Source organism: Poriferisphaera corsica, assembly GCF_007747445.1.
Lineage (GTDB): Bacteria > Planctomycetota > Phycisphaerae > Phycisphaerales > Phycisphaeraceae > Poriferisphaera > Poriferisphaera corsica.
In genome coordinates, this window is record NZ_CP036425.1 from 1277185 (window position 1) to 1300759 (window position 23575).

A 23575-nucleotide genomic window follows, 5' to 3' on the forward strand; every position below is an offset into this window, starting at 1 on the left:
ATCTGATGAAGTTCGGCTTTGAAATCAAGCAGATGTTCTTTGATTCATCCGCAGTCAAGCGCGGTGTGGATCGTGCAACACGACGCGTGTTTAGCCGGTTTGGTGCTTATGTCAGACGCACAGCCAAACAGAGTATCCGCAAACGCAAAAAGCCCGCACCACCCGGCAAGCCGCCAAGCAGTCACACTGGATTACTCAAACGATTCATCTTCTTTGGCTATGACAAACCAAACAAATCCGTTGTCATCGGTCCTGCAAAGCTATCGCAAAACAATCGCGGCGAAGCGCCCTCATTACTCGAATACGGCGGCCCAACCCAGCTTAAACGCAATGGCAAGGTAATCAGCGCACACTTCCGGGGGAGAGCATTTATGGGGCCAGCTTTTGAAGAAGAACAGCCCAAACTCTCAGCACTTTGGCGCAACAGTGTTCGCCCCCGGAAATAGCAAGGAGGCTAAAGATGCCACAAGAATTCATACTCGGCATGAACGCCAAGATCTATCGAGGCCCTGCGGGATCGGATCTATCTACGCTATCCGAAATGAGTAACGTCCGTGATGTGACGCTTAACTTAGAAGCCGGTGAAGCGGATGTCACCACACGCGGCAATCAGGGTTGGCGTGCAACCGCGCCGACCTTGCGTGAATGTACCGCAGAATTCGGCATGCTCTGGAAGCCAGGCGATGCAGGCTTTGATGCGATCAAAACCACATACCTGACATCCTCATCCATCGCATTGGCAGTTCTAACAGGTGAAAAGGAGGGTTCCGGCACAGAGGGGCCAAGAGGTGATTTTAGTATCACCAATTTCAGTCGCAACGAGCCGCTTGAAGAAGGTGTGACGGTTTCAGTTACGGCGAAACTTGCGAAGTTTGAGGAGTGGGTGGAGATCGCTTAGCCCCCGGAAGTCAGTAAATAATGAGCGTATATAGCCAAAGGATAGGACATGAAAACTTTCACTGATTCAACAGGTCGCAGTTGGATGCTAACACTCAATCTTGGCACAGCCATGCTCGTTAAAGATCGGCTCGGCATTGATCTTCTGCAACCCGAATCTTCACGTGAACCAACCTTAGATGATCCAGAAGGTCAGCCGGTATTAACGCTCTTGGGTACCGATGAGATGCTGCTCGGACAGGTCTTGTGCTGCATGCTTGAGGATCAGTTCACTAAACACGAAGTGACTGAAGTCGACGTACGCGCAAGCTTTGATGGACAGACGCTACTTGCAGCGCAGAAAGCATTCTATGAGGAACTCGTTGATTTTTTCCAATCACGCGGCCGAAACGACAGGGCCAAGGCTGTGAGCAAACAGATGGAGATGATCAGCGCAGCCATTCAGGCAGCAGAAGCAAAGATCGATATGATCACGACAAGTCCATTGGAGGGGGATGGACAGACATTTTCAGGATCGCAGGAAGCCTCGGACTTGCCGACTTCCGATGGTTAACGCTTCGGCAATTGTTATGGATGGCTGAAGGATTAGGCAGAGAACGCTGGTCACATACTTCAATGATCTGTTCGTTAATCGCTAATGCTCATCGCAATCCCAAAACACATCGCACCTTTAAACCTGCAGATTTTGATCCATACAGCCCATCACGCAATCAGCGTCCTTGGCAATCTAAGCAGGTTGCAAGTAAGCAGGATTTACAGTTCTTAAAAGAGGCTCTTACCTCAAGTCACCAACCTCGTAAACAGAAAGGTGATTAGGATGGATTTAACCAAATTCTTCGAAATGCTGACTGAATTAATGGATTCAGGCGTCGGCATCACACTCACATGGCTTGGTGCAGTCATTATGCTTTTCTGGCTTTCCAGCAAGTTCAATCCGTTTCAGGAGAAATGGAAACAGTGGGAAGGCACGATCATTACAGCCATCAAAATGGCCGAGAAGGAAATCCCAGATAACACACCAAACCGGGGGTTAGCCAAACTCGATACTGCATTGCGATATGTACTCAAAACCTACAGTGACATCAATCGCGGCAAACCACCTTCAGCCAAGACAACCCAGCAGATTAAAGAAGGCATTCAGATCAAACACAGCGAACTGCAGCGCAGCGGTGAACTGTCAAAAACTCCTGTTGATGTGGCGGGCATGAAGGGAGGCCACACATGAGATCCACTCGATCAATCCCAAGGCTCATCGTTTTACTGTGGATCGGTTTTGCAATTGGTTGTGCAGTAACACCCGAGGACCGTTGGTATCAACAACGTGAAGCGTTAACAACCGCTAACCATATCTATCTCGCGCATGTACCCAACATGAGTGACCAGCAGGTTGTGCACTACGGCAAGCTGCTGCAGACTGCCCGTGCATCACTGAACCAAGTAAAAGAACAGTTACCAGAAGGCGGCGGTCCTTTTGATTCAACATTAAACACGATCGAACAGATTCTGCTCAAAGTGATCGCGATGCAGTCGGAACAAGATCAAACAGTAAATAACAAGGAGGCGACTCATGACACCCGTTGAGATTTTAGCGTTAGTGCAATCTGCGCGTTCGTTACTTGATCTTGGCCTTTCGCAGTACCGACTAGCAATGCAGCAAGGCGCGTTATCCGACCAGCAGAAGACTGCAATTCTTGAAGCCGCAAAGCTGACGGACAGGCAGGTAGATGAAGTTGTGGCTATATCGGAGAAGCAGATGGTCAATTATGACGAAGAGAAAGATAAATGAGTTTTGACGTTTTATCGCTACGTTGATCTGTAGAGCTTAAGGATAGATAGATGCTGATTGCTAACGGAATGGTTGAATTAAGTGATTAAGTAAAAGCGGCATGAAATAGAACAATCATGACCAACACGAGCATTAGAAAGGTTAAACAACCTGTGCTGCTCTTCTTCTTTTTTTTATCCTCATGATGGTTCTGGTTTTCGAGATCACGCTCAGCTATGAAAGTACCTTTTGGTACATCTCTTACGGTAACAGGTTCAATCTCGCACTCGCATGTTTCCTCAAGACATGTGTCATATGGAGGTAATAGACCAAGATCCGTTTTGGCATCGTTTACGGCTACCAAAAGGCGATTGAGATGCTTGGAATGATTACATTCAGATCCAATAATTAATATCCAGCCTGCAAATTCATCTTTGTGGTCAAGTCCACCACATTTACGCATATCCTTTTCAAAATCTCTTTGGACTCCAAGATCATCTTTAATCTGTTCGCGAATCTCTTTTCGACGTTCTTTCAACCAATCGCGATGAACTTTATTTATTACTCTTTCAGCCTGCTTAACTGTTAAGCCTTTGAATTCTCTCCCCGCTTCCTTCGCTTTAGCCATTTTGGTCTTACTGTCTTCAATGAGAGCAGAGGCCTCTCCTTTAGATTTTGGATTCGGCCCTTGGTATTTCAGACGCTTCAGGTATGCAAGTTGTTTATCAGTTGGCTCATAAGACATAAATTCAATTATCTATTCTTATCAGCTATTTTCAAGGAGTAACTGTGGAGTATTGAATGCCATCTACCCAATCTATCCGAGCAGGTCGCGCCTTTGTCGAATTGTTTGCTGATGACAGCAAACTCGTTCGTGGATTGCGTAAAGCCGAGCGTAAGATCAAAACGTTTGGCCAAGGTATACGCAGCTACGGCCTCAAGCTTGCAGGTCTGGGTACTGCAATCATTGGCCCGCTAGCGGCATCTGCAAAACTCTTTAGCACCTACGGCGACCAAGTCGCCAAGATGGCCAAACGCACCGGCCTCAGTGTCGAAACCCTTTCGGAACTGCGTTTTGTAGCCTCCCAAACCGGCACAGAATTTGAATCGCTCGAAATGGCATTCCGCAAGATGCAGAGATCAATTTATGATGCCGGTCGTGGTCTATCGACGCAGGCTGATGCGCTCAAAGATCTTGGTGTTGCGTTCAGTCACCTCGAGGGTCTATCACCCGAAGATCAGTTCAAGCTTTTAGCGGATCACATCTCAGATATCGAAGACCCAACACGCAAAGCCGCGATTGCCATGACACTCTTTGGTAGAACCGGTACGAATTTACTGCCGATGTTCGCTGCTGGCAGCCAAGGTATTGAAGGATTGCAGAAGCAGGCACGTGATCTCGGCTTAACGATGAGTAGTGAGGATGCCAAAGCTGCTGAAGATTTTACAGACGCCTTAGATCAGCTTTGGAAGACGCTACGAATGGGCGTTTTTCATATTGGTGCAGCGTTGGCTCCGCTGCTACAAAAACTAACTGAAACAATCACCCGTATTGTCGTGACCGTCAGCAATTGGATCAAAACGAACAAGATGGTGATCGTCCAGGCTTTTAAGATCGCCGCGATCGTGACTGCGGTCGGCATCGGACTAATTGCTCTTGGCGGATTGATCACTGCGACCGGCATCGCACTCGGCGCAATTGCATCTGTAATCGCAGGTATATCAACTGCGTTTGGTGTTCTCGCAAGCGTGATCGGTTTTCTTGTGACGCCAATCGGCTTAGTAGCTATCGCACTTGGTTCGCTTGCTGCCTACTTCGTGTATGCATCTGGCATTGCGGGCAAAGCGGTGCACTGGTTAAGTGAGCGGCTGATGAACCTGAAGACGTTTGCATTTAAAGCGTTTGAAGGCATCGCAGACGCACTCGCAGCTGGTGATATTGCCTTGGCCGCAGAAGTGCTTTGGCTCTCGCTGAAGGTGCAATGGATCAAAGGCGTAAACACCATCCAATCTATTTGGCTTGGGTTAAAGCATTTCATCGCGGATGTACTGGTGGGTGCATTCACAGGCGCGTTAGCAGCCCTTCAGGTCGTCTGGCACGGATTAGAAGTCGCGTGGATCGAAACGACCTCTTTTCTCGCAACCGCATGGCACGGGTTCGTCAATATCTTTCTGCGTTCGTGGGAAAAGATGAAGGCTTTAGCAGCTAAGACATGGAACTACATCAAGAGTTTCTTCAGTGATTCAATTGATGTAACCGTTGCCAACAAGCAGATCGATGAAGCTTTAACAAGACGTTTAGATGAGATTGATCAAGATACCGGTGAGGCAGTGATCGGTAACGATCTACGCAGGCAATCGCGCCGCAAGCAAACTGCAGAACTCAATGATCTTACGCTTGGCGTAATTGGCCAGCGTTATGAAGATGAGCAAACCCGCCAACAGCAAGAACGAGCCAAAGCAGAACTGGAAGCTGAGCGATCACTGATCGAGGCCAAGCAGGCATGGGAAGACGCGATCGCAGAGGCAAGGCGTAAACGTGATCAGGTCCAGCTTGAAAACGGCGACAAATTAGAGCTACCACAATTACCTGATATTGGCGATCTTGTTGCTCGTGAAGCCGAGCGCATCGGTGTACGCGGCACATTCAATGGCGGTTCAATTCAAGCATTGCAAGTTGCAGGGTTAGGGCAAGAGAATGACGCGGCGGATCGGGCAGCCAGAGCCGGTGAAGAAACCGCACGTAACACGCGCAAGCTCTTAGATATTGTTCGTGATCAGCCGGGGCTAACGTTTGGTTAGATAACTGATGCCAATCACTATCGAAGAAAAAATGGGTCGCACGCTCTCAGACCGCTCAGCGGAGCTGACTTTTATTTTGCGCGGATCAAGCAGTGATAGTGAAGTGCGGCAAGCTCTAAGTAATCACGCATCACCCTTTCACAACGGTATCAAACGCAATAACGTCGAGGTCGAAGAACTCACAGACAACCTCTGGCTGGGTATTGTGCGATATGCCAAGCCGCAGTCAAGTTCACTTGATGAAGGGCAGAGCAGTTTTAATTTTGATACAGGTGGCGGCTCGCAGCATATCACTCAGTCACTCCAGACGGTTCATCGCTATGGCTCATCCGGTAATACAGCACCTGACTTTAAGGGGGCGATCGGTGTAACCGAAGGCCGTGTCGAAGGTGTTGATATTACAGTGCCGGTTTATCACTTCTCTGAAACACACCACTTCAGTAGCAGTCAAGTTGATAATGCCTACAAAGGCGTGCTGTTTCATTTAACCGGCAAAGTCAACAGCAACAACTTCCGTGGGCTGAATGCAGGTGAATGTTTGTTTCTCGGCGCCTCTGGTTCGCAGCGAAGTGATGATGATGGTTGGGAGATCACTTTCAGATTTGCCGGATCACCCAATCGTAGCAATTTATCCATTGGCTATATCAGCGGGATCAGTAAGAAAGGCTGGGAATACCTGTGGGTTCGATATGCCGATGCGGTGGATGACTCAAGCAACACACTCGTCAAGCAACCGGTCGCAGCGTATGTCGAGCAGGTTTATGAAGAAGCGAGTTTTAGCGGGTTAGGGATATAAGATGAGCTTTCGTAAAGTCTCAACTGGCGAGCAGCTTCAAATCCCGGCACAGGCATACAACGCGTTTGTCGATGCAGCTATCGCTCATCAAGAAACAGGCCAAAAGCAGTCACGACTAACCCAATCAAATTCGCAGCAAACGAGCATCCTTGTACGCAATACAAGCGATCAAGATATGCCGCGTTTTGCGGTGATGGGGGCCGATAGCCCTGCGATCTTACCTGCAGATAATGAAGATGAATTTACCCGCCAAGTCGCACTGAATTGTGTTGTCCCGGTTGAAGCTGATCACAAAGGCAAGTTCGTTATCCTGCTTGAACCGCTAGCCCCCGGAAGTATTGGCCGGGCCAAGATCAGCGGCGTTTGCCTCGCAAAACTCGAAGTTGAAGATGAAGACGCTAAGTATGCAGACGTTATTGATGGTGATGGCACAATGCTAATTACGGCTAGTGATGGTGCTGCTCAAATCCTATGGCGTGGAGAACCTAAAGGTGAATCATCTAAGGTCTGGGCAGTTGTTCGGCTTGGTTCCTTAGGGGGCAAGAGCGTTTTTGTGATACGCATCACTGGCTCGTCACAGCTCTCCGCTAATAGATGGAACTACAACGCAGTCGAGCAAGTCCCTGAGAAACTTGGTCGCTACAAAGACAAAGCGCTTGGATGGACGGGCACGGCTTACAACACGATCGAAGCCAACAACGCTGCAACCGGAATTCAAGGCAGCGGCGATGATACCGGCCACTTCCCTGAAGGTGTTGAGCTTAAACCCATCGGCAGCGGCGCAATTGTAAACGCATGGCGCATCCTAAACTGTGAAGGCAACGAGGAAGTTCACTTCGCAGCACCCAACAATGCTGGCGGCAGCTGCGAAGGAGGTGCCGCGTGAGTTGGTATTGGGCATGTGCTTCCGGGGGATGTTGTGCTTGGATTGAGGCAACCAAGTGTTCTGGCAACCAATCAGATAAACGCGTATTCGTTCACGTTGACGATCTGCCAGAGCAGGTCTCCATCTTTAATTACGGCGGTGTTCAGTACGAACATAACGATTGCTGGCGAATCGATCCCAATGGCAAGCGAACCTTTCTGCCGCATGGCGCGGATATGGTTAAGCCATCCAAGTATTACGAGTGTTGCCAAGAATGCGAAGATGATGTTGATGAGCCGCCAAGTCCAGGTGGACCGGGTGGAGGCGGCGGTGCTGGTGGTGGTGGACCCGGCGGTGGCGCAGGCGGGGGAGGAGGTGGCGGCGATCCCCCCGACCCCGGAGACCCCGGAAGCCCCGAAACCTGCGGCATCAAACTGCAGATCTGCTCGGCTCATGCAGGTCTGTGGGATGGCCCCGATCTCTACATCTCCTGTGACAGCAAACCCGAGCAGACGCAGTACGTGCGCATCTACGGTTTTTGTTTCAAGGTGCCAACCGGCCCTGAAATCGATCCGGTTCCTGATGATGCTAAGTTCGTCTACACCGGCGGATCGTTCGAAGACTGCGAAGCATGCGCCTACGGCAAGAAAGCACAACTATGCCCTGACCAACCCCCGGAAGCCCCGGAGATTTGGGTACGCAAGCAAGATCTGCCGGGGGTTCCGGATGATGATCAAACATTCGGGTTTATCTATGCCAACTACTGCTACGAGCTGCGCAGTTCAGGCCCGCTTGAACTCTTACCACTTGACGCATTTATCTTGAACCCGCATAAACAGTTTGATGAGTGTTCGCAGTGCAAACAAGGTATTCATGCGATGCCATGTCCAAGTGAACCAGAGCCACTAGAGCAGGTTTGGGTTAGCGCAGATGAACTGGAAGGTAAAAGCGAAGTCATCTACTTCCGCTATAAAAGCCAGTGCTTTGCGCTTGATCCAACAGAAGAGCCATCGCGTATCCCATTTGATGCAAGCGTGATCGTACCCAAAGATGAATTCCCAGATTGCCCAACGTGCATCTGCGGCGAACGTTCAGAAGAAGGCGACATGGGCGTTAAGGCACACTTGTGTCCCAGGCAAAACATTGATCTCGCTGAAGATGTGTGGGTGCTTGAAGAAGACCTGCCGGATGAGCCAACTTACTTCAGACGTTCTGGAAACTCAGGCGATCAATCTTCCGGGGGCGGGGGGTGTTATTACGTTGATCCGGAGGATACGCCGCGTGATATTCCGGTGGGTTCGATTATCTCACGCATTGATAACACGTATGAAAACTGCCACGACTGTACGACCCGCGGCGGATCAAATAACGATGGCGACGACGATGAAGAAGATGATACTCCACCGTGGTGGCCGCCGCTGCCTGAAGAAAACTTCTATGAACTGAACGATTGTGAAACCGGTTCGGGCACCGACAAATGGGTGAGAGAGAATCATGTCTGCGCGCTATTTGGTGTGGTGCCATGCGACCTAAGGGGATTGGTGTTCTTAGCCTCTGATGGCCACTGTTACGAGGTTGGAAGCCAAGCAAGTCCTAAGCCACTCGGGCCGAGTGCAACCAACCAGCTTATAGCACTGCTTTCTGGTGACTGCTTTGGTTACAGGTTGCGTGATTGTGCGGGCGAAGAACCAGAGATCACCACACGCGACAACCTTGTTTATTACGAAGGCAAAGTGGTTCGTATTGCAGGTAGTGATGCGTGCTATACGGTCACCAAAGAACCCGTATGTCTACTCGATAATCCCGTCTCTATCACGATCGAAAAGAATTACCCAGACTGTAAACCCTGCGAAGACGATCCGCCTTCTGATGGCGGTACAAGTGGAGACTGTATCGGATGCGATCAGGTTTAAGAATTGTTCATTCACTTTGGAGTAAGCCGCTTGAGCTTTGCGTGAAACGTAAACGTATCAGCGGCGACTGGCCAAGCTGGAAGCACTACTGGTATAGCTGGGTGCTGTCCGCTTGGCAGGCCCATGAGACCCAAGGCCGCATTGACCTCGTGACGGATATGAAAGGTGCTGAAATTTTAGTCGAGCAGCTTGGTTTACCGTACCGCTCAGTGAGTTTGGCATTGGATGAGTTGCCAGAGTATGTCTCACCTGCACTCTGGGCTTACGGCAAAGTCTTGGCTTACGCTCAGCAGCGATCATCATTCCTGCATATCGATTCGGATGTGTATCTTTGGAAGCAGCTGCCGGAATGGTGTCGTAATGCACCTGTCATTGCGCAGAGCTTTGAAGCGACGCCGCAATACCTTGCCTTTGAGGATATCTATAACCGTCCAAGGCGAACGTTCTGCAATCTGCTAGAGAAAGTGCCACCGTCATGGCAACCATATGCAGAAGAAAACAAATCCCTCAATATGGGCATCTTTGGGGGCCGTGATCTCGGCACCATTCAAGCGTACTGTCAGCAAGTGAGGGAGATGGTGGAGCACAAAGCCAATCGCTTAGGCTGGCAGGCCTTGGCCGCAACAGGGTTAAACAACATCGGCTGGTCGAACATGGTTGTCGAGCAGCAAACGGCGTACTGCGTTGCGAGGCAGCGAGGAGCAAACATTCACACGCTCTTTGATGAAGTTGATCCGAGCAAACTATCCGAAGCGGCAAAGGTGATAGGTTACACCCATGTGATGGGTTCGAAGAAAAAGTCAGTCGATCACGAGTTCATGCAACGGCTCGAGAAACGTGTGAAAGAGATATCTTCGGATGCATATGATCGTATTCAAGAGGGTTTTGGTTTGACGAGAGGATGTGGTGGTACAAAAACAACACGCAAACCATCTACGATTCGCAAGAGTACGAACGTAGTCAAACATGTCAGCCATGCCGGCGCGAGTGTGGCCAAGACATCGCTTGGCATCAATCGAGCGTCTAAGGAGCAGGTAACAAAGCGTTTAGCTGTTTGTGAAAAGTGCCCCGGCGATCACGCGGTTTGGAAGAACGGCAAACTCTATACCTGCGGGCCTATGCTTGAATCGATGAAGAAAGAAGGGAAGGGTACTTGTGGATGTGTTTTGAACCTCAAAGCACGGGATATGGCGGAGGAATGCCCGTTTGGGTGGTGGTAATATTTGATCTGATAAGTACTTATTAAATCACGTATTGTTGAGCATCGTATTTTGACGCATAACCGTGCAATCCCTATCTATTAGCAAGAATAACTGGTAAAATTGACTTTGCTTGCAGCCTGTTAGCTTTCTGACAGGCTGTTGTTATAAAAAATGCTCAAGTATTAGATGGGACTTCCTGATGGGTGATGTAAAGTTGTTTCGGATAAATGGTGAAAGCGCAATTGAGGTTGAAGGCGGAGCTGTAAAGCTGGAAAAACAGCTGCAAGTTATTGTCGAGCGTCATCTCAAACTTCTGCTTCAAATTAGATTGGTTGCTTCTGAATACTCAACAGGCAAAACGCATGCCGGGCGTATCGATACGCTTGGGCTTGATGAAGACAATTGCCCTGTCATTATCGAATACAAGCGGAATGCCAATGCAAACGTCATTAATCAAGGTCTTTTCTACCTCGATTGGCTTATGGATCATCAAGCTGAGTTCGAGATGCTTGTGTTGCGTCAATTTGGTCAGGATGCAGCAGATCAGATTGATTGGTCTTCCCCCAGGTTGCTATGTATAGCGGAAGATTTTTCACGGTATGACGTTCACGCTGTTCAGCAAATCAATAAGAATATTGAGCTCTTGCGGTATGCTTATTATCCCAATGATGACCTTTTAATGCTTGAACTGGTCAATGCTGTTGTTGCCAAGAGTGAATCGCGAACAAAAGTTAATGAAACATCTAGTTCTCAAGTTGCAAAAGTGCAATACACCACTCAAGTTGAATATCTAGAAAAAGCTTCTCCGGAGTTAAAGAATCTCTACGAGGCCGTCCAAGATTATATGATTAGCTTAGGCGATGGCGTACAAGAGCGATTTTTGAAACTTTATATTGCTTTTAAAAGAATGAGAAATTTTGCCTCAATCAAATTAATGACACAAAATAATAGCATACTTATGTATTTGCCATTAAGTCCAGATGATTTTGAACTTGAAGAAGGTTTCACTCGTGATGTTAGAAATATAGGTCATCACGGGACTGGTCATTTCGAATTAACAATACGTAATCTTGAGGATTTAGATAAAGCTAAGTTCTATATCCAACTAAGCTATGAGGGACACCCAAGTTCAAGTCAAATTGCGAAGGTTTAGTACATTGTATTTTATGATTTCTTCACAATAATGTGATGTTAAAAATCAGAAATACACTTCACATCACTTTGCAAAATACCATTGTGATATTTAATCGTTTTTAGACATTGCATGACGGGGCAATCTAATGCCAACAGAAACTTCTTTACAAGTAGACAGAATATCAGATCAGCAGGCATGTTATTACGCGCATGAGTTAACGCGAGTAGGTGCTGTTGGCGAAATAGATCGTTTGAGTGCAACTTTGTTCGATGCCAAGGTAGACTTGAATCCTCATCAAGTTGATGCAGCACTTTTTGCAATATCTAATCCCCTGCAAAAAGGCGTAATACTCGCTGATGAAGTTGGGTTAGGTAAAACAATTGAGGCCGGACTAGTTCTTTGTCAAAAATGGGCAGAACGTAAGCGTCGATTGATTATTGTTTCTCCCGCACATATACGAAAGCAGTGGCAAAGCGAGCTTGCCGACAAATTTAACCTGCCAAGTATTGTGATGGATCGCAAGATCTTCAACCAGTTTAAACGAGAAGGCCATATTAACCCATTTGACTGTGGGAAAATCATTGTAATTTCATACGGTTTTGCCGCGCGTATGCAAGACGAACTCCGCGCTACTTCCTTCGATTTGGTAGTGTTTGATGAGGCTCACAAACTCCGAAACGCCTATCAGCCTAGTCGCAAGCAAGGGCAGAAGTTGCGATGGGCTTTTGAACTACGTCAAAAGCTACTCCTCACTGCAACACCCTTGCAAAATAGTTTATTGGAGTTGTATGGCCTCGGTTGGATGATTGACGAGCACCTCTTTGGCGACAAAGGTGCTTTCCAAAGTCGGTACTGCCGGGCGGACGGGGACATTGAAGGCCTACGTCATCGTCTTAGCCAGTTCTGCAAAAGGACACTACGAAAAGACTGTGAATACGTGCGATATACAAAACGCCGCGCTATTACGCATCCCTTTACACAAAGCCAAGCAGAGAAAAACCTTTACGCTGATGTTCTCGCTTTCATGCAGCAAGACGAAAGCTATGCCTTTCCAGTTAAACAACGCCAATTGGTCGAAATCGTCGTCTTTAAAGCACTTGCTTCATCTCCCCAAGCATTGGCAGGCACATTGCGAACCATGCTTAAACGGCTTGAGAATTTACGTGATGGGATGAAGAAAAATGGGGGCGATGATTACTGGGATGAACTTGCAGCAGACGAAGATCTTGATATCGAAGATCTTGTTGATGAGTGGGATGAGGATGAAGATACCAACAAAGACACGCAATACGTCGATGGCCGCCTGCTCGCCAAAGAAGTTACACTCCTTCAATCGCTTATTGCACAAGCAGACAGCATTACATGTGACAGTAAATCCAACGCACTACTTGCTGCACTCAAGACTGGGTTCGCAGAGCTGGCGAAGCTCGGAGCACAGCGTAAAGCCCTTATCTTTACCGAGAGTCGTAAAACCCAAACCTTCCTCGCTGGATTTCTAGAGAAGAACGGTTACGCAGGCAAGGTCATCCAGTTCAACGGCAGCAACAACCACCCGCAAGCCAAAGCTGCATATGAGCAATTCAAACAGCGTTACCAAGACACCGACCGTTTTACGGGCAGCAAGGCAGTCGATATCCGTAGTGCCTTGATCGAAGCATTCCGTGAAAAAGGCGAAATTTTGCTTGCCACTGAAGCCGCCGCCGAGGGCGTCAATCTTCAATTCTGCTCGTTCGTTGTCAATCATGACATGCCTTGGAACCCTCAGCGGGTGGAACAACGCATCGGCCGCTGTCACCGTTACGGACAAAAGTTCGACGTGGTCGTTTTAAATTTTCTGAATCAGGACAATCACGCCGACCAGCGTGTCCATATGCTGCTTGATGAAAAGTTCAATCTTTTTGATGGCGTGTTTGGAGCCAGTGATCACGTCCTTGGTACGCTGGAGAATGGCATAGACTTCGAGCGGCGCATCCTCGATATACTCAAAACCTGCCGTGACGCCCAAGCCATCGAAGCGGCCTTCAATCGTTTGCAAAGTGAACTGGAAGATGTCATCCAAGACAAGATGGGCAAGGCTAAACAGCAGCTCATGGAGCACTTCGATGCCGATGTCCATGAACACCTCCAAACTCAGCGTCATGATGCCGAGCTGGCGCTTAACCGTATCCAAGAAAAATTCTGGAAGCTTGCTCAGTGGGGGCTAGCGGAGAATGCAAAGTTCGATCATCAGCGATTTAGTCTGGATCTGCTTACTTCGCCTGATGAGAAGATTCCGTCAGGCCAGCACCGGCTGATTTCTGCTGCCAAGCAGGACAAGAACGATACAGGCGACCATCATCTATTGCGGCTATCCAGTCCCTTAGGAGAGTGGCTCTTGGAAACTGCCAAGATGCAGGAATTGCCAACGCATGAACTGTATTTTGATCTTTCTTCACATCCAAAGAAAATTAGCATGCTTGAGCCGTTTAAGGGACAATGTGGCTGGCTTCGAGTCGAACGTCTTCGAGTTCAAACCGATACGGATGAAGACTTCCTCTTGGTCAGCGGGATCACTGACGACCTCAAGAGCATGGATGTCGAGTGCCTTGAGCGTCTTTGGGACCTTTTTGCTTTAGATCAAGGACCACAAACGCTTAGCGACGCTGCCGACACTCGATTGTGCCAAGAGCTTGAGCAACATCGCCAGAGTATCTTGCTGAAACATTCGCAAGGGGTTGGAAAACGTCTTCAGCAATTACAAGACCAGCTTGAACAGTGGGCTGAAGACAAGGTGGAACCCGAGAAGCAGAAACTCGAAGATTTGCGTAACCAAAAACGCCAGTACCGCCGACAAGCTCGATCGGCTAACACGATCGACGAGCAACTGGGTAGCCAAACTCAAGCTAGACAAACCGAAAAGCGGATTCGCAAGCAGGAAGAAGTGATCGCTCAGTTGCAAGACAAGCTCGATGACAAGCTCGATGAGATGTTTGATAAACTGAAAACAAGCAGCCAGCAAAAGGCCACACCCCAGACCGTCCTAACCGTGAAGTGGAAAATCGTATGACCATAGCCCAATCCAATACCCTCGAACAACTCGATGGCGAATCCTTGGACCTGCTGGACCAACGCCTTCAAGCTCTCAAAGCCTTGCTCCCCGAAGCCTTTGACCTTGATGGCAACCTTGTCAAAGACAAACTGCTCGAATCGCTCAAGCCTGCCAGCTATGAGCCCAGCGATGACATCCCAGCCTTCGGTCTGGCGTGGCCGGGCAAACAACAAGCCTTCGCCGCTGCGGGTGTACCAACGACTGCGACGCTACGCCCTTGCCCGGATCAATCCGTCGACTTCGACACAACAAAGAACTTGCTCATTGAAGGCGACAACCTCGAAGTCCTCAAAACCCTTCAGCGCAGCTACCACGGCAAGGTCAAGATGATCTACATCGACCCGCCCTACAACACCGGCAAAGATTTTGTCTACCCAGACAACTACGGCGAAGGTCTGGACACCTACCTCAAACGCACTGAGCAAAAAGATGCAGACGGGTTCTGGCAGAGCACCAACAGTGAAACCAGTGGCCGGAAGCATGCGAACTGGCTGAGCATGATGGCCCCGCGCCTCACGCTTGCTCGTAACCTGCTCCGCGAAGACGGTGTGATCCTTATTTCGATTGATGATAATGAGGTTGCCAATCTGCGGCTACTCTGCGATGAGGTGTTTGGGGCAGAGAACTGTCTGGCAACACTTGTTTGGGACAAGAACCGGAAAAATGACGCAAAATATTTTTCCGTCGGACATGAATACATGCTTGTCTACGCAAAGAGCAAGTCTGTGCTTGTGGAACAAAGTATTATCTATCGAGGTGAAAAGGAAGGTGTTGATCAGCTTAAGGAAGTATTCGAAAGTTTAAGGAGTAGTCATGGCGATAACTGGGGCGTTATTCGCGATGGTTTGCTGAAATACTACAAAGATATTCCTGAAGACGATCCACGAGAACCATTGAAACGGTATCGCAAAGTTGACGAGCAAGGCCCTTACCGTGATGACGGAAATATCAACTGGCCAGGGGGTGGTGGCCCTACATACGATGTTTTGCATCCTGTAACAAAGAAGGTTTGCACACTTCCTACAAGCGGGTGGCGTTATCCGACTCCGGAGCGTTTTTGGGAAGAAGTTGAGAAGGGTAATATTGTATTTGGCGAAGATGAAGTAAAAGTACCTTCGGTAAGAACAAATATTTTCGAGAAACATGACCAAGTCATGGCCAGTGTTCACTATAGCTATGCACAAACAGCCACAAATCAGTTCAATGAACTATTTGGCGGCCAGCGTGTTTTTGAGAATCCGAAACCAACCAAGGATCTGAAAACCCTAACTGCGTACGTTACTGAAAAAGAAGATTTAGTCCTCGATTTCTTCGCAGGCTCTGGCACGACAGGTCATGCGGTGATGGCGCAGAATGCGGAAGATGGCGGCAATCGCCGATATATTTGCGTGCAACTTCCCGAACCTTTGGATGAGCCGGTGACACTTGACGATGGCGTAGTCTGCGAGACCATCTTCGACCTGACCCGCGAACGCCTCAAACGGGCAGGCAGCAAGATTAAAGAAGAAGCAGGACTCAATGCCGAGAAAATCGATACCGGGTTGCGCGTGTTCAAACTCGATAGCAGCAACTTCACCCCCTGGAACAGCGAGCCGACAAGTAGCCAAACGGACATGCTGGAGCGGCTGGAGCAGTTAGCAGACCACACCGTACCGGGCCGAACTGAAACGGACATTCTCTGGGAAATTCTGCTGAAAATGGGTCTAGTCTTGGACTTGCAACTCGAACGATTTGAGGTCGAAGGCACGAGCTTCTTCGGCGTGGGCGACCGAACCAAAGTGATCAGCACGGAGACGTCGATCCCGACCGCTGCGTTGGAAGCTTTGCTGGATCAGGACATCCCGCCGTCCGAATTGGTTGTGCTGGATGGTGCATTTGAAAACGACACTGACAGAGCCAACATTGCCACGTTCTACAAACAACGAAAAGATGACGACGGCCAACCCCTTTGTAATTTGAAGGTGGTATAAGCATGTCTGATGTACATTTTCAATTTGATCCCAAACAGCAGTTTCAACTGGATGCAATCGAATCCACGGTTAAGCTGTTTGATGGTCAACCTCGCAACGGCCAAATCAATGGGAACCTCTCGATCGAAGTAGGCGGTACAAACGCTGGGCTCTATCAAAACGGCCAAACACTGGCAAACCAGCTCGACATCAAACGGGAACAAATCCTCAAGAATCTGCGAGCAGCTCAGGACAGACAAGGGTTGATGCCGGATCGTTGCTTGATTCCAGAACTGCCTGATGATACCGATGCGCCGGCCCCGATGAACTTCACAATCAGTATGGAAACGGGCACAGGTAAGACTTATGTCTACCTGCGTACGATGCGTGAAATGCATGCGGAGTATGGCTGGAGCAAGTTTTTTATCGTCGTACCTTCCGTGGCGATCCGTGAAGGTGTGCTGCAGAGTCTGCGAGATACGGATCAGCATCTGCGGGAGCTATACAACGGTGAGCCGATGGACTTTTTTGTTTACGACGGCAAGAAACCGACGGAGCTGGCGGCCTTTGCCCGTAACAGTTGCCTTTCAGTCTGCATCATCAATATCCAAGCCTTTATCAAGGATGCGGATGTCGATCATACTGAGGAAGAGGCTAAACGTAGTGGAAACGTGATCTACAAGCCAAACTGGGACAAAATGAATGGAAAGGCACCAATCGAGTTTGTGCGCGATTGCAATCCGATTGTCATTATCGATGAGCCCCAGAGCGTTGACAGTACACTCAAGAGCAAAGCTGCGATTCGTCGCCTGAACCCGATGTTCTGCTTGCGTTATTCTGCAACGCACAAAGAGCCGTACAACATGGTGTATGACTTGGGGCCAATCGAAGCGAGACGAAAAGAGCTGGTCAAGGGTATCGTGGTTACATCCGTTCGTGAAGGCGGGCTTCCTGCCGGGGCAGTACTTAAATGCATCCGAGTAGGCTACAAAGGCAAAGATAAAAAACCCAGTGCCGATCTGGAGCTTCTTGCCCTGAATGCAAAAGGCACACCAAAGCTGAAGAAGGTGACTGTGAAAGGGCCTGTCAATGGGAAGAGTGGCGAAGAGTTAGATTCATCCAAAGTATCCAAAGGCAACAGTGCCTACACTGGCATGCGCGTTGACGGGATCTCAATTGATAGTGGCGTGGAGATTAACATCCACGGTCAGCCACGTTACTTCCTTGAGGGTGAAGGAGACGGACAAGTCGATGAGTATGTGCTAGAAGCCATGGTTATTAAGACAGTCGAAAAACATCTTCTTAAAGAAAAGCAATTACAAGGACGTTTAGCAATCGGCAAAGATGAAGGTGGTGATGATCAGGACCGCCGCATCAAAGTGTTGTCTTTGATATTTCTTGATAAGGTTGCGGACTATCGAAAATACGACGAAGAAGGCAAGAAATTGTCGGGCAAGGTGTATACATGGATTGAAGAGGCTCTAAACAAATTTCGTAAAGACAGCCGGTTTGCTGGATTACCTGCACTAACGCATGCTAACAATGATCTGCACGATGGCTATTTTGCCGAAGACAATAAAGGTAGAGCTAAAGACACCAAGGGTAACACCAAGGCTGATGAGTCTGCATATGAAAAGATCATGCGCAAAAAGGGCATGCTTCTTGATCCAGATGAGGCGTTACGGATCATCGTTAGCCACTCAGCGTTGCGCGAAGGTTGGGATAATCCCAACGTATTCCAGATTTGTAAGCTAGGCGGTGCACAGACCGCAACCCGGCGTCGGCAAGAATTGGGCCGAGGCCTACGTTTGCCGGTAGATGCGAGTGGTGTTCGTATCCGCGATAAGGTCATCAATGAGCTGACTGTTGTTGGTGCGGAAGATTACACATCGTATGCCAAGGGTTTACAGAATGAATTCCAAGAGGAATGCGGCGTAACGTTTGGGGTCGTACTTCCACGTGCTTTTGCGGAGCTGGAGTCTACAGAAGGACCTGTCGGTTTCGAGAAGGCAAGCAAACTCCACCGTGAGTTGAAGGATGCTGGTCTTTTAGATGCTGAGAATAAGCTAGTTGAAAACCCAGACTTCAAGACTATGCCAGAGCAACTGTCGAGCAAATTCAGGCCCTTTAGTACCGAGATCGAGAAAATACTTCTTGAGCACAAAATCGAACACCACATTCGGCCTGATAAACCTCGTACCAAGATCAAACTGAATAAGTCAATCCTCGATCATCCCGCCTTCCAGACCATGTGGAAGAAGGTGTCGCAACGAACACGTTACCGGCTTAACATCGATTCTTGTAATCTGATTAAGACTGCTGCAAAATCGCTCAAGAGCCATTTTGATATTCATGACATTAACCGAAAAGTAGAAATCACAACCAGCGATCTTCAGGTATCAGCCAAAGGTGTCTCTTCTGGGAAAGTGCGTGAAAATCGAGCGGAGCATGTTGATTTTGCTGAGCGTCTACCTGATCCCTTGAGTTATCTGTCTGCCCGAATTGATCTGAGTCGCAAAAGCTTGTCGAGTATCCTGAAAGACTCTGGCACATTTGCGAACTTCAGTAAACACCCCGCACGCTATCTAGAAGATTGCACTCGTTTGATTCGCCACACCCTTTCTTCAGAATTGGTTGAGGGGGTCACTTACGAACCAATCGGGGGAACTTGTTATGAACAGCGGAAACTAAACGAGCTTGATGGAAAAGAGATTGCCCATAGTTTGGACCGCATCGTTAACCTACCTGAGGAAGACGGCACACCACTTCGAAGTCTCACACAGCCGGTCGCCGTTGATTCTAATGTGGAATACAAATTTGCCTTGGACATGCAAAATCGCGGCGATGTCCTGTGCTTTGCCAAACTCCCTAACACATTCAAGGTGCCTACACCCGTGGGGGACTATAATCCGGACTGGGTTGTTATCAAAAATGATGGTCACGGAGAGCCAGTTCTTTACCTCGTGCGGGAAACGAAAGATACGCTCGTAGAAGAATCGCTACGGGAAAGTGAACGGTTTAAGATCCGATGTGCCCGCAAGCACTTTGAGGCTTTGGGAGTCGATTACGCTGTTTGTTCTAGTTCAGATCAGGTTTAGTAGCCCGCGTAGTAACATTCTCCTTTAAAAAATATGATGACGTACGCCACGCCACCAATTGCGAGGAAGTTAGTAGATGATGCTGCTTATCCATCAATTTCTTGCATCCGTTGAATGGGTCAAGATCAAATGTCTGTTCATCAAATTTAACAACTGGTATCCTTCATAGGAGAAGGCCATTATGTGATGCTTTATATGTTGGTTTTGCATACAAATGAACTGGCACCTAGGTTGAATTATTCATTTACAAGCACTCGTACCTGCGTGCCATATCTAATACATAACTAACGATGTGTTCGAAAGATACATTGAGTCAAACAACGCTTCCCAAGCTGAATGTCGAGAGTTCGAGCCTCTTCACCCGCTTTGGCCTTTTGCCTAATGAAATTAGGCGACAGAACATGACGACAGGTGACATACGTTGCCTGTCGTTTTTCTATGTGTTTGATGTTTATTGAGATAGGGTGGTGGAGTAAAGATTATAGTTTTTGTTTCACGGCGACAGTTGAGGCAATGGCGGTCAGTTGCGACCTGAGTTTCGTGCAAGGATTCGTATCCATATTGCTAAGAAGCGCTTGTTTTGTTGGGCTGATTTTAGGGAGTTTTTGGTATTTTAGGTGGTAATCTCAAGAAGCATTAGTACCCACTTAACAAGGTCTTTAGTCATCTGATCGGTATGTCCTTCGCCATGATTCAGCTTGTTGACCAGTATAAGCATGAACAGGGTGTATGGGCCGCTGGCCTGAAGAATGAGCGAGCCGATCCGCCACCGCAAAACATTGTAGTAGCAAAACGGTGATCGAAAATGTGAGTCGCAGATGGCTGGACTTGTGAAAGAAAGGTATGAAGTAATCCTTAGTGAGTGCTGGGACTATGAAATCATCTCAGGATAGTTCTTTATTGAATCAAAAATTGAGTGATCGTTATATAGATTCATTAGAATTTAATTTTTGCAGTAATATTGATTAATTCATCATATGAAGCATTTCCCATCACACAAAGCCAACGATTGTCCAAATTAACCATTACCATATTTAATGTACTTGAATCTAATAATGAGTGCTTATATAGCGTTATGTCATTTAGAATGATAGTTTCGCCCATTGGTATCGCAAAATCCTTGCCTTCTGCAACGACAATGCTAGCTACTTGATTGCCGAGTTGATAAGAACATGCTGCAAGGATCTTTCCTTTCACATTCGTCAAGCAACAAGATTCTACATACTGAGGTGACCAATTTTCATCAGCCGTACGATTTGTCTGTGCGGCTATTTCACGATTAAGCAGATCAACATTATTAATAAGAACACCATTGCTATTAGCTAGCTGTGAATGCAGTGATTGAAGGCTAACTACTTGAGCATGAGCAGTATTTGAAGTTGTTCCAAAAATAAGAATCAATGATATGATCGCGGCCAGCACTACAGAAGCAGCAACGCCCAATTGCTTGTAGATAGCAAAAGAACGGTCTTGCATTGCGTTTGTAGATGTTTGCTGAAGTCGATTGATAATGCGTTCCGAGACTAGTTGTTCTTCTGGATGAGCAGAATGCGCATTTTTCAACTTTCGTAAACGTTGTGTTGTCGCGTCATCTAATTGGCTGATATTTCTATAATCGTTGTTTTGATTCATAACATCACCTCGGTTCTTTGGTTGTTTGGTGACGTGTGCTTAGATGCTATATTGTTTTCGATGGCATATTGGTAAAGGAGATTCCTGAGCATGGCACGCCCGCGATGAGTGCGTGATTTAATTGTGCCCACGGGGACATTGAGAGCACTTGCGGCATCGGCATGATTGAGTTGTTCGACATCAACTAAGAGCAAGGTAAGCCGAATGTTTAAAGGTATTTTTTTTAGCGCGTCAATCACGACTTGATCCTCAAAACGATTAAGGATTAACTCGGGAGAATCTTCTTGCATGAAGAATGCTTCCGATTCAGTTGGGGCTGACAAGTTGTTTTCTTGTGTGGCATGAATTGAAACATTGTTCTTAAATTTCTTTTCACGTCGAAGCATGTCTATGTGAGCGTTTTTTAAGATCGTAAACAGCCAGGCCTGAAAGTTTGTATCTAGCTTAAATCGTTTAAAGGATTTTTGAGCCCGAAGTGCTGCTTCTTGCACGAGATCTTCAGCCTGAGCATGGTTGTGAGTCATGTATGTAGCAACTCTGAGCAAGCTGGGGAGTTGTGGTTTGAGGTGGTTTTCAAACTGCTTCTTTAATGATTCAGCATGTTCAGAAGATTTTGTGTCGATCTTAAACATATGTACATAACGCATAGTCTGTAGAAATTGGTTCACTAATTCTATCGAATTGCGAAAAAAGTAACCGATTTTATCGGATGGGATCATTTCTATGTTGCAGTAGTTATTTTTTGGCCTTGAATGAACCTTTATTTGGTGTAGTTACGTTTGTCTATGCGGAAGAGTCATTGTAATAGGGATGTCGAATGAGCAAAAAAACATCTGGATGGTTATATCTTGCTGTAGCTACATCGTTTACAGGATTGGTAGCGGGATGTGGTCCAGAACCGTTTCGTGATTGGAATGAAAGTACGTATGCCCGCATGGATAAGGAGTGGGGGAGGTATAGTGACTGGGAAGACGATCTGAAGAAGCAGATTACAGAACGCACAAAACGGCAGCTTGATCGTGGTGCAGAATCAGTGCAAACACCTAATTCGTTGTCCAATATCACGTCAGGCATAAAATTTAGCGCGGCAACTGGAGGTGAACATTCGGTTGATCGGGGGGTTGAGTGGTATGTTCAAACTGCATTAGAGCGTAATCCGGCGATCCTAGCAGCTTCAGAGCGAGTGAAACGAATCGGCAAGATTGCGCCACAAGCTAGAAGCTTAGATTTCCCGGAAGCCTTCTTTGAAGTTGGCAATTTGCCACAAACCGCTGCGGGGCAGGTGGAATTCCGCTCGGGCATTAGACAGAGGATTCCCTTTCCGGGGAAACTAAAAGCGCGTGGATTAATTATTGAACAAGAAGCTGAGGTTGCTGCAGCAGATATGGAGCGTGTCAAGCTTCAGGTTGTAGCTGATACAAGGCGAGCTTTTTGGCGTTTGTATTATGCAGTAAGAGGCATTGAAGTAACGAGGGCAAATTATCAGCTTCTTGATCAATTTCAACGCATTGCCGAGGCCCGTGTAAGGGCTGGGCAAACGAGCGTTCAAGACGTGTTGCGTGCGGGTGTTGAGATCGGTGTGCTGAATGAACAACTTGTACAGTTTCGTGAGCAAAAGATTGTTGCAACGGCCATGCTAAATCAATTAATGAACCGTCAGCCTAATACTCTTTTGCCTGATCCTCCAGATGTAGAAATGACTGATTTCGATATAAATAAGAAACGACTGCTTGAGCAAGCACAACTATATAACCCTTCGATTCAAGGCGCGAAGTCTATGGTTGGACGGTATCGTGAACAATTAAAGCTTGCTCGCTTAGAGAATTATCCAGATTTTTTACTTGGTTTTGTTTATGGGCCAGTTAGAAACAATGGACCAGTGGAGAGTATTAGCGGTGAAGATCAATGGTGGATCACGTTAGGTTTTACAATTCCAATTTGGACCAAACGGATTCAGGGCGCAAAATTCGAAGCGTATCATGGAGTCAATGAATCTTTGGCAGCTTTGCGTGATGCGAATAATGTCGTTGCTTTTGATGTCTTAGATTCGCTTGCGAATGTTGAGGCGCAGCGTGATGAAGTCGTCTTGTTTCGGGATCAGATTTTGCCACAGGCAAGGCAAGCTGTTGATGCTTCGGTGAGTGGCTATCAAACGGGCGAGTTAGATTTCCTGACGCTGATTGATAATTGGCAACAATTGCTTCGTTTCGAGTTGTTGCAGTATCGCAATGTTGCTGAGCTTGAACAGGCATTCGCTGACTTACGTGAGGCTGTCGGACGTGACATAAGAGCAAATCGATCGAATAAAGGGCAAAATGAAATTAATAATATTATTCAGAATGAAATAGCAGGGGAGAATCCTGGTCCTGAGCAGCAAAAGGAAATGGAATCAGAGCAACAGATGGAAATGTCTCCTGATCAAAAATAATCAGT

The 23575-nt window shown here is 47.6% G+C and carries 20 protein-coding genes; 17 read left to right on the top strand and 3 right to left on the bottom strand.

Translation table 11 applies throughout. From position 1 onward, the window contains the following. Positions 1-5: 5 nt before the first annotated feature. From KS4_RS05140 to KS4_RS05170, 7 genes are read left to right on the top strand one after another with little or no spacing between them, the layout of a single operon-like run. The gene (locus KS4_RS05140) at positions 6-446 is read left to right on the top strand and encodes a hypothetical protein (protein WP_145075537.1); all 441 of its coding nucleotides are present in this window, start codon (positions 6-8) and stop codon (positions 444-446) included. Positions 447-460: 14 nt separating this feature from the next. Then, a complete protein-coding gene (locus tag KS4_RS05145) occupies positions 461-898 on the top strand; it encodes a phage tail tube protein (RefSeq protein WP_145075540.1) in 438 nt (145 codons plus the stop codon). 48 nt (positions 899-946) lie between these two features. Further along, positions 947-1450 carry a hypothetical protein gene (locus KS4_RS05150; RefSeq protein WP_145075542.1) on the top strand — a complete coding sequence of 168 codons (504 nt, stop codon included), beginning with the start codon at positions 947-949 and terminating at the stop codon, positions 1448-1450. A 20-nt stretch (positions 1451-1470) separates the two neighbouring features. Continuing rightward, the gene (locus tag KS4_RS05155) at positions 1471-1713 is read left to right on the top strand and encodes a hypothetical protein (RefSeq protein WP_145075545.1); all 243 of its coding nucleotides are present in this window, start codon (positions 1471-1473) and stop codon (positions 1711-1713) included. A gap of 1 nt (position 1714) precedes the next feature. Further along, the gene (locus KS4_RS05160; protein ID WP_145075548.1) at positions 1715-2122 is read left to right on the top strand and encodes a hypothetical protein; all 408 of its coding nucleotides are present in this window, start codon (positions 1715-1717) and stop codon (positions 2120-2122) included. Then, positions 2119-2478, top strand: coding sequence for a hypothetical protein (locus KS4_RS05165; RefSeq protein WP_145075551.1), 360 nt, complete (start codon positions 2119-2121; stop codon positions 2476-2478). The genes KS4_RS05160 and KS4_RS05165 overlap by 4 nt, the downstream gene beginning before the upstream one ends. Before the next feature lie 13 nt (positions 2479-2491). Further along, a complete protein-coding gene (locus tag KS4_RS05170) occupies positions 2492-2683 on the top strand; it encodes a hypothetical protein (RefSeq protein WP_145075554.1) in 192 nt (63 codons plus the stop codon). 85 nt (positions 2684-2768) lie between these two features. On the opposite strand, the gene KS4_RS05175 is transcribed toward KS4_RS05170, so the two are convergent. Then, a complete protein-coding gene (locus tag KS4_RS05175) occupies positions 2769-3407 on the bottom strand; it encodes a hypothetical protein (protein ID WP_145075557.1) in 639 nt (212 codons plus the stop codon). Between the two features lie 56 nt (positions 3408-3463). On the opposite strand from KS4_RS05175, the gene KS4_RS05180 reads away from it, so the two are divergent. The 9 genes from KS4_RS05180 (at position 3464) to KS4_RS05220 (ending at position 19510) form a co-directional block, all read left to right on the top strand. After that, complete coding sequence (locus KS4_RS05180; RefSeq protein WP_145075560.1) at positions 3464-5464, top strand: phage tail tape measure protein; 2001 nt, start codon at positions 3464-3466, stop codon at positions 5462-5464. A 7-nt stretch (positions 5465-5471) separates the two neighbouring features. After that, complete coding sequence (locus KS4_RS05185) at positions 5472-6260, top strand: hypothetical protein (protein ID WP_145075563.1); 789 nt, start codon at positions 5472-5474, stop codon at positions 6258-6260. 1 nt (position 6261) lies between these two features. After that, positions 6262-7146 carry a hypothetical protein gene (locus KS4_RS05190; protein WP_145075566.1) on the top strand — a complete coding sequence of 295 codons (885 nt, stop codon included), beginning with the start codon at positions 6262-6264 and terminating at the stop codon, positions 7144-7146. After that, positions 7143-9038: a hypothetical protein gene (locus KS4_RS05195; protein ID WP_145075569.1), complete on the top strand. Its 1896-nt coding sequence runs from the start codon at positions 7143-7145 to the stop codon at positions 9036-9038. The genes KS4_RS05190 and KS4_RS05195 overlap by 4 nt, the downstream gene beginning before the upstream one ends. Then, positions 9023-10258, top strand: a complete 1236-nt coding sequence (locus tag KS4_RS05200; protein ID WP_315851390.1) for a DUF6734 family protein — start codon at positions 9023-9025, stop codon at positions 10256-10258. The genes KS4_RS05195 and KS4_RS05200 overlap by 16 nt, the downstream gene beginning before the upstream one ends. A 181-nt stretch (positions 10259-10439) precedes the next feature. Continuing rightward, positions 10440-11393 carry an endonuclease NucS domain-containing protein gene (locus KS4_RS05205; protein WP_145075574.1) on the top strand — a complete coding sequence of 318 codons (954 nt, stop codon included), beginning with the start codon at positions 10440-10442 and terminating at the stop codon, positions 11391-11393. 127 nt (positions 11394-11520) lie between these two features. Next, on the top strand, positions 11521-14421 hold the full coding sequence (locus KS4_RS05210; RefSeq protein ID WP_145075577.1) for an SNF2-related protein: 2901 nt from the start codon (positions 11521-11523) through the stop codon (positions 14419-14421). Beyond that, positions 14418-16433 carry a site-specific DNA-methyltransferase gene (locus KS4_RS05215; RefSeq protein WP_145075580.1) on the top strand — a complete coding sequence of 672 codons (2016 nt, stop codon included), beginning with the start codon at positions 14418-14420 and terminating at the stop codon, positions 16431-16433. The genes KS4_RS05210 and KS4_RS05215 overlap by 4 nt, the downstream gene beginning before the upstream one ends. 2 nt (positions 16434-16435) lie before the next feature. After that, entirely contained in the window at positions 16436-19510 is a 3075-nt protein-coding gene (locus KS4_RS05220) for a restriction endonuclease (protein WP_145075582.1), read from the top strand. A 936-nt stretch (positions 19511-20446) separates the two neighbouring features. Here the strand turns inward: KS4_RS05220 and KS4_RS05225 are convergent. Next, on the bottom strand, positions 20447-21142 hold the full coding sequence (locus tag KS4_RS05225) for a hypothetical protein (RefSeq protein WP_145075585.1): 696 nt from the start codon (positions 21140-21142) through the stop codon (positions 20447-20449). Continuing rightward, the gene (locus KS4_RS05230) at positions 21139-21774 is read right to left on the bottom strand and encodes a sigma-70 family RNA polymerase sigma factor (protein ID WP_200761597.1); all 636 of its coding nucleotides are present in this window, start codon (positions 21772-21774) and stop codon (positions 21139-21141) included. Before KS4_RS05230 ends, KS4_RS05225 begins: the two co-directional genes overlap by 4 nt. Positions 21775-21959: 185 nt before the next feature. Here KS4_RS05230 and KS4_RS05235 point away from each other — a divergent pair, with 185 nt between their 5' ends. Further along, a complete protein-coding gene (locus tag KS4_RS05235; RefSeq protein WP_145075590.1) occupies positions 21960-23570 on the top strand; it encodes a TolC family protein in 1611 nt (536 codons plus the stop codon). The last annotated feature ends 5 nt before the right edge of the window (positions 23571-23575 follow it).

Excerpts from the sequence above, each read along its gene's own strand:
- KS4_RS05155 (WP_145075545.1), top strand. The coding sequence starts at position 1,471 with ATGGCTGAAGGATTAGGCAGAGAACGCTGGTCACATACTTCAATGATC.
- KS4_RS05220 (WP_145075582.1), top strand. The coding sequence starts at position 16,436 with ATGTCTGATGTACATTTTCAATTTGATCCCAAACAGCAGTTTCAACTG.
- KS4_RS05215 (WP_145075580.1), top strand. The coding sequence starts at position 14,418 with ATGACCATAGCCCAATCCAATACCCTCGAACAACTCGATGGCGAATCC.
- KS4_RS05150 (WP_145075542.1), top strand. The coding sequence starts at position 947 with ATGAAAACTTTCACTGATTCAACAGGTCGCAGTTGGATGCTAACACTC.
- KS4_RS05210 (WP_145075577.1), top strand. The coding sequence starts at position 11,521 with ATGCCAACAGAAACTTCTTTACAAGTAGACAGAATATCAGATCAGCAG.
- KS4_RS05225 (WP_145075585.1), bottom strand. The coding sequence starts at position 21,142 with ATGAATCAAAACAACGATTATAGAAATATCAGCCAATTAGATGACGCG.
- KS4_RS05140 (WP_145075537.1), top strand. The coding sequence starts at position 6 with ATGAAGTTCGGCTTTGAAATCAAGCAGATGTTCTTTGATTCATCCGCA.
- KS4_RS05160 (WP_145075548.1), top strand. The coding sequence starts at position 1,715 with ATGGATTTAACCAAATTCTTCGAAATGCTGACTGAATTAATGGATTCA.
- KS4_RS05185 (WP_145075563.1), top strand. The coding sequence starts at position 5,472 with ATGCCAATCACTATCGAAGAAAAAATGGGTCGCACGCTCTCAGACCGC.
- KS4_RS05175 (WP_145075557.1), bottom strand. The coding sequence starts at position 3,407 with ATGTCTTATGAGCCAACTGATAAACAACTTGCATACCTGAAGCGTCTG.
- KS4_RS05205 (WP_145075574.1), top strand. The coding sequence starts at position 10,440 with ATGGGTGATGTAAAGTTGTTTCGGATAAATGGTGAAAGCGCAATTGAG.
- KS4_RS05180 (WP_145075560.1), top strand. The coding sequence starts at position 3,464 with ATGCCATCTACCCAATCTATCCGAGCAGGTCGCGCCTTTGTCGAATTG.
- KS4_RS05165 (WP_145075551.1), top strand. The coding sequence starts at position 2,119 with ATGAGATCCACTCGATCAATCCCAAGGCTCATCGTTTTACTGTGGATC.
- KS4_RS05145 (WP_145075540.1), top strand. The coding sequence starts at position 461 with ATGCCACAAGAATTCATACTCGGCATGAACGCCAAGATCTATCGAGGC.
- KS4_RS05190 (WP_145075566.1), top strand. The coding sequence starts at position 6,262 with ATGAGCTTTCGTAAAGTCTCAACTGGCGAGCAGCTTCAAATCCCGGCA.
- KS4_RS05235 (WP_145075590.1), top strand. The coding sequence starts at position 21,960 with ATGAGCAAAAAAACATCTGGATGGTTATATCTTGCTGTAGCTACATCG.
- KS4_RS05200 (WP_315851390.1), top strand. The coding sequence starts at position 9,023 with ATGCGATCAGGTTTAAGAATTGTTCATTCACTTTGGAGTAAGCCGCTT.
- KS4_RS05230 (WP_200761597.1), bottom strand. The coding sequence starts at position 21,774 with ATGTTTAAGATCGACACAAAATCTTCTGAACATGCTGAATCATTAAAG.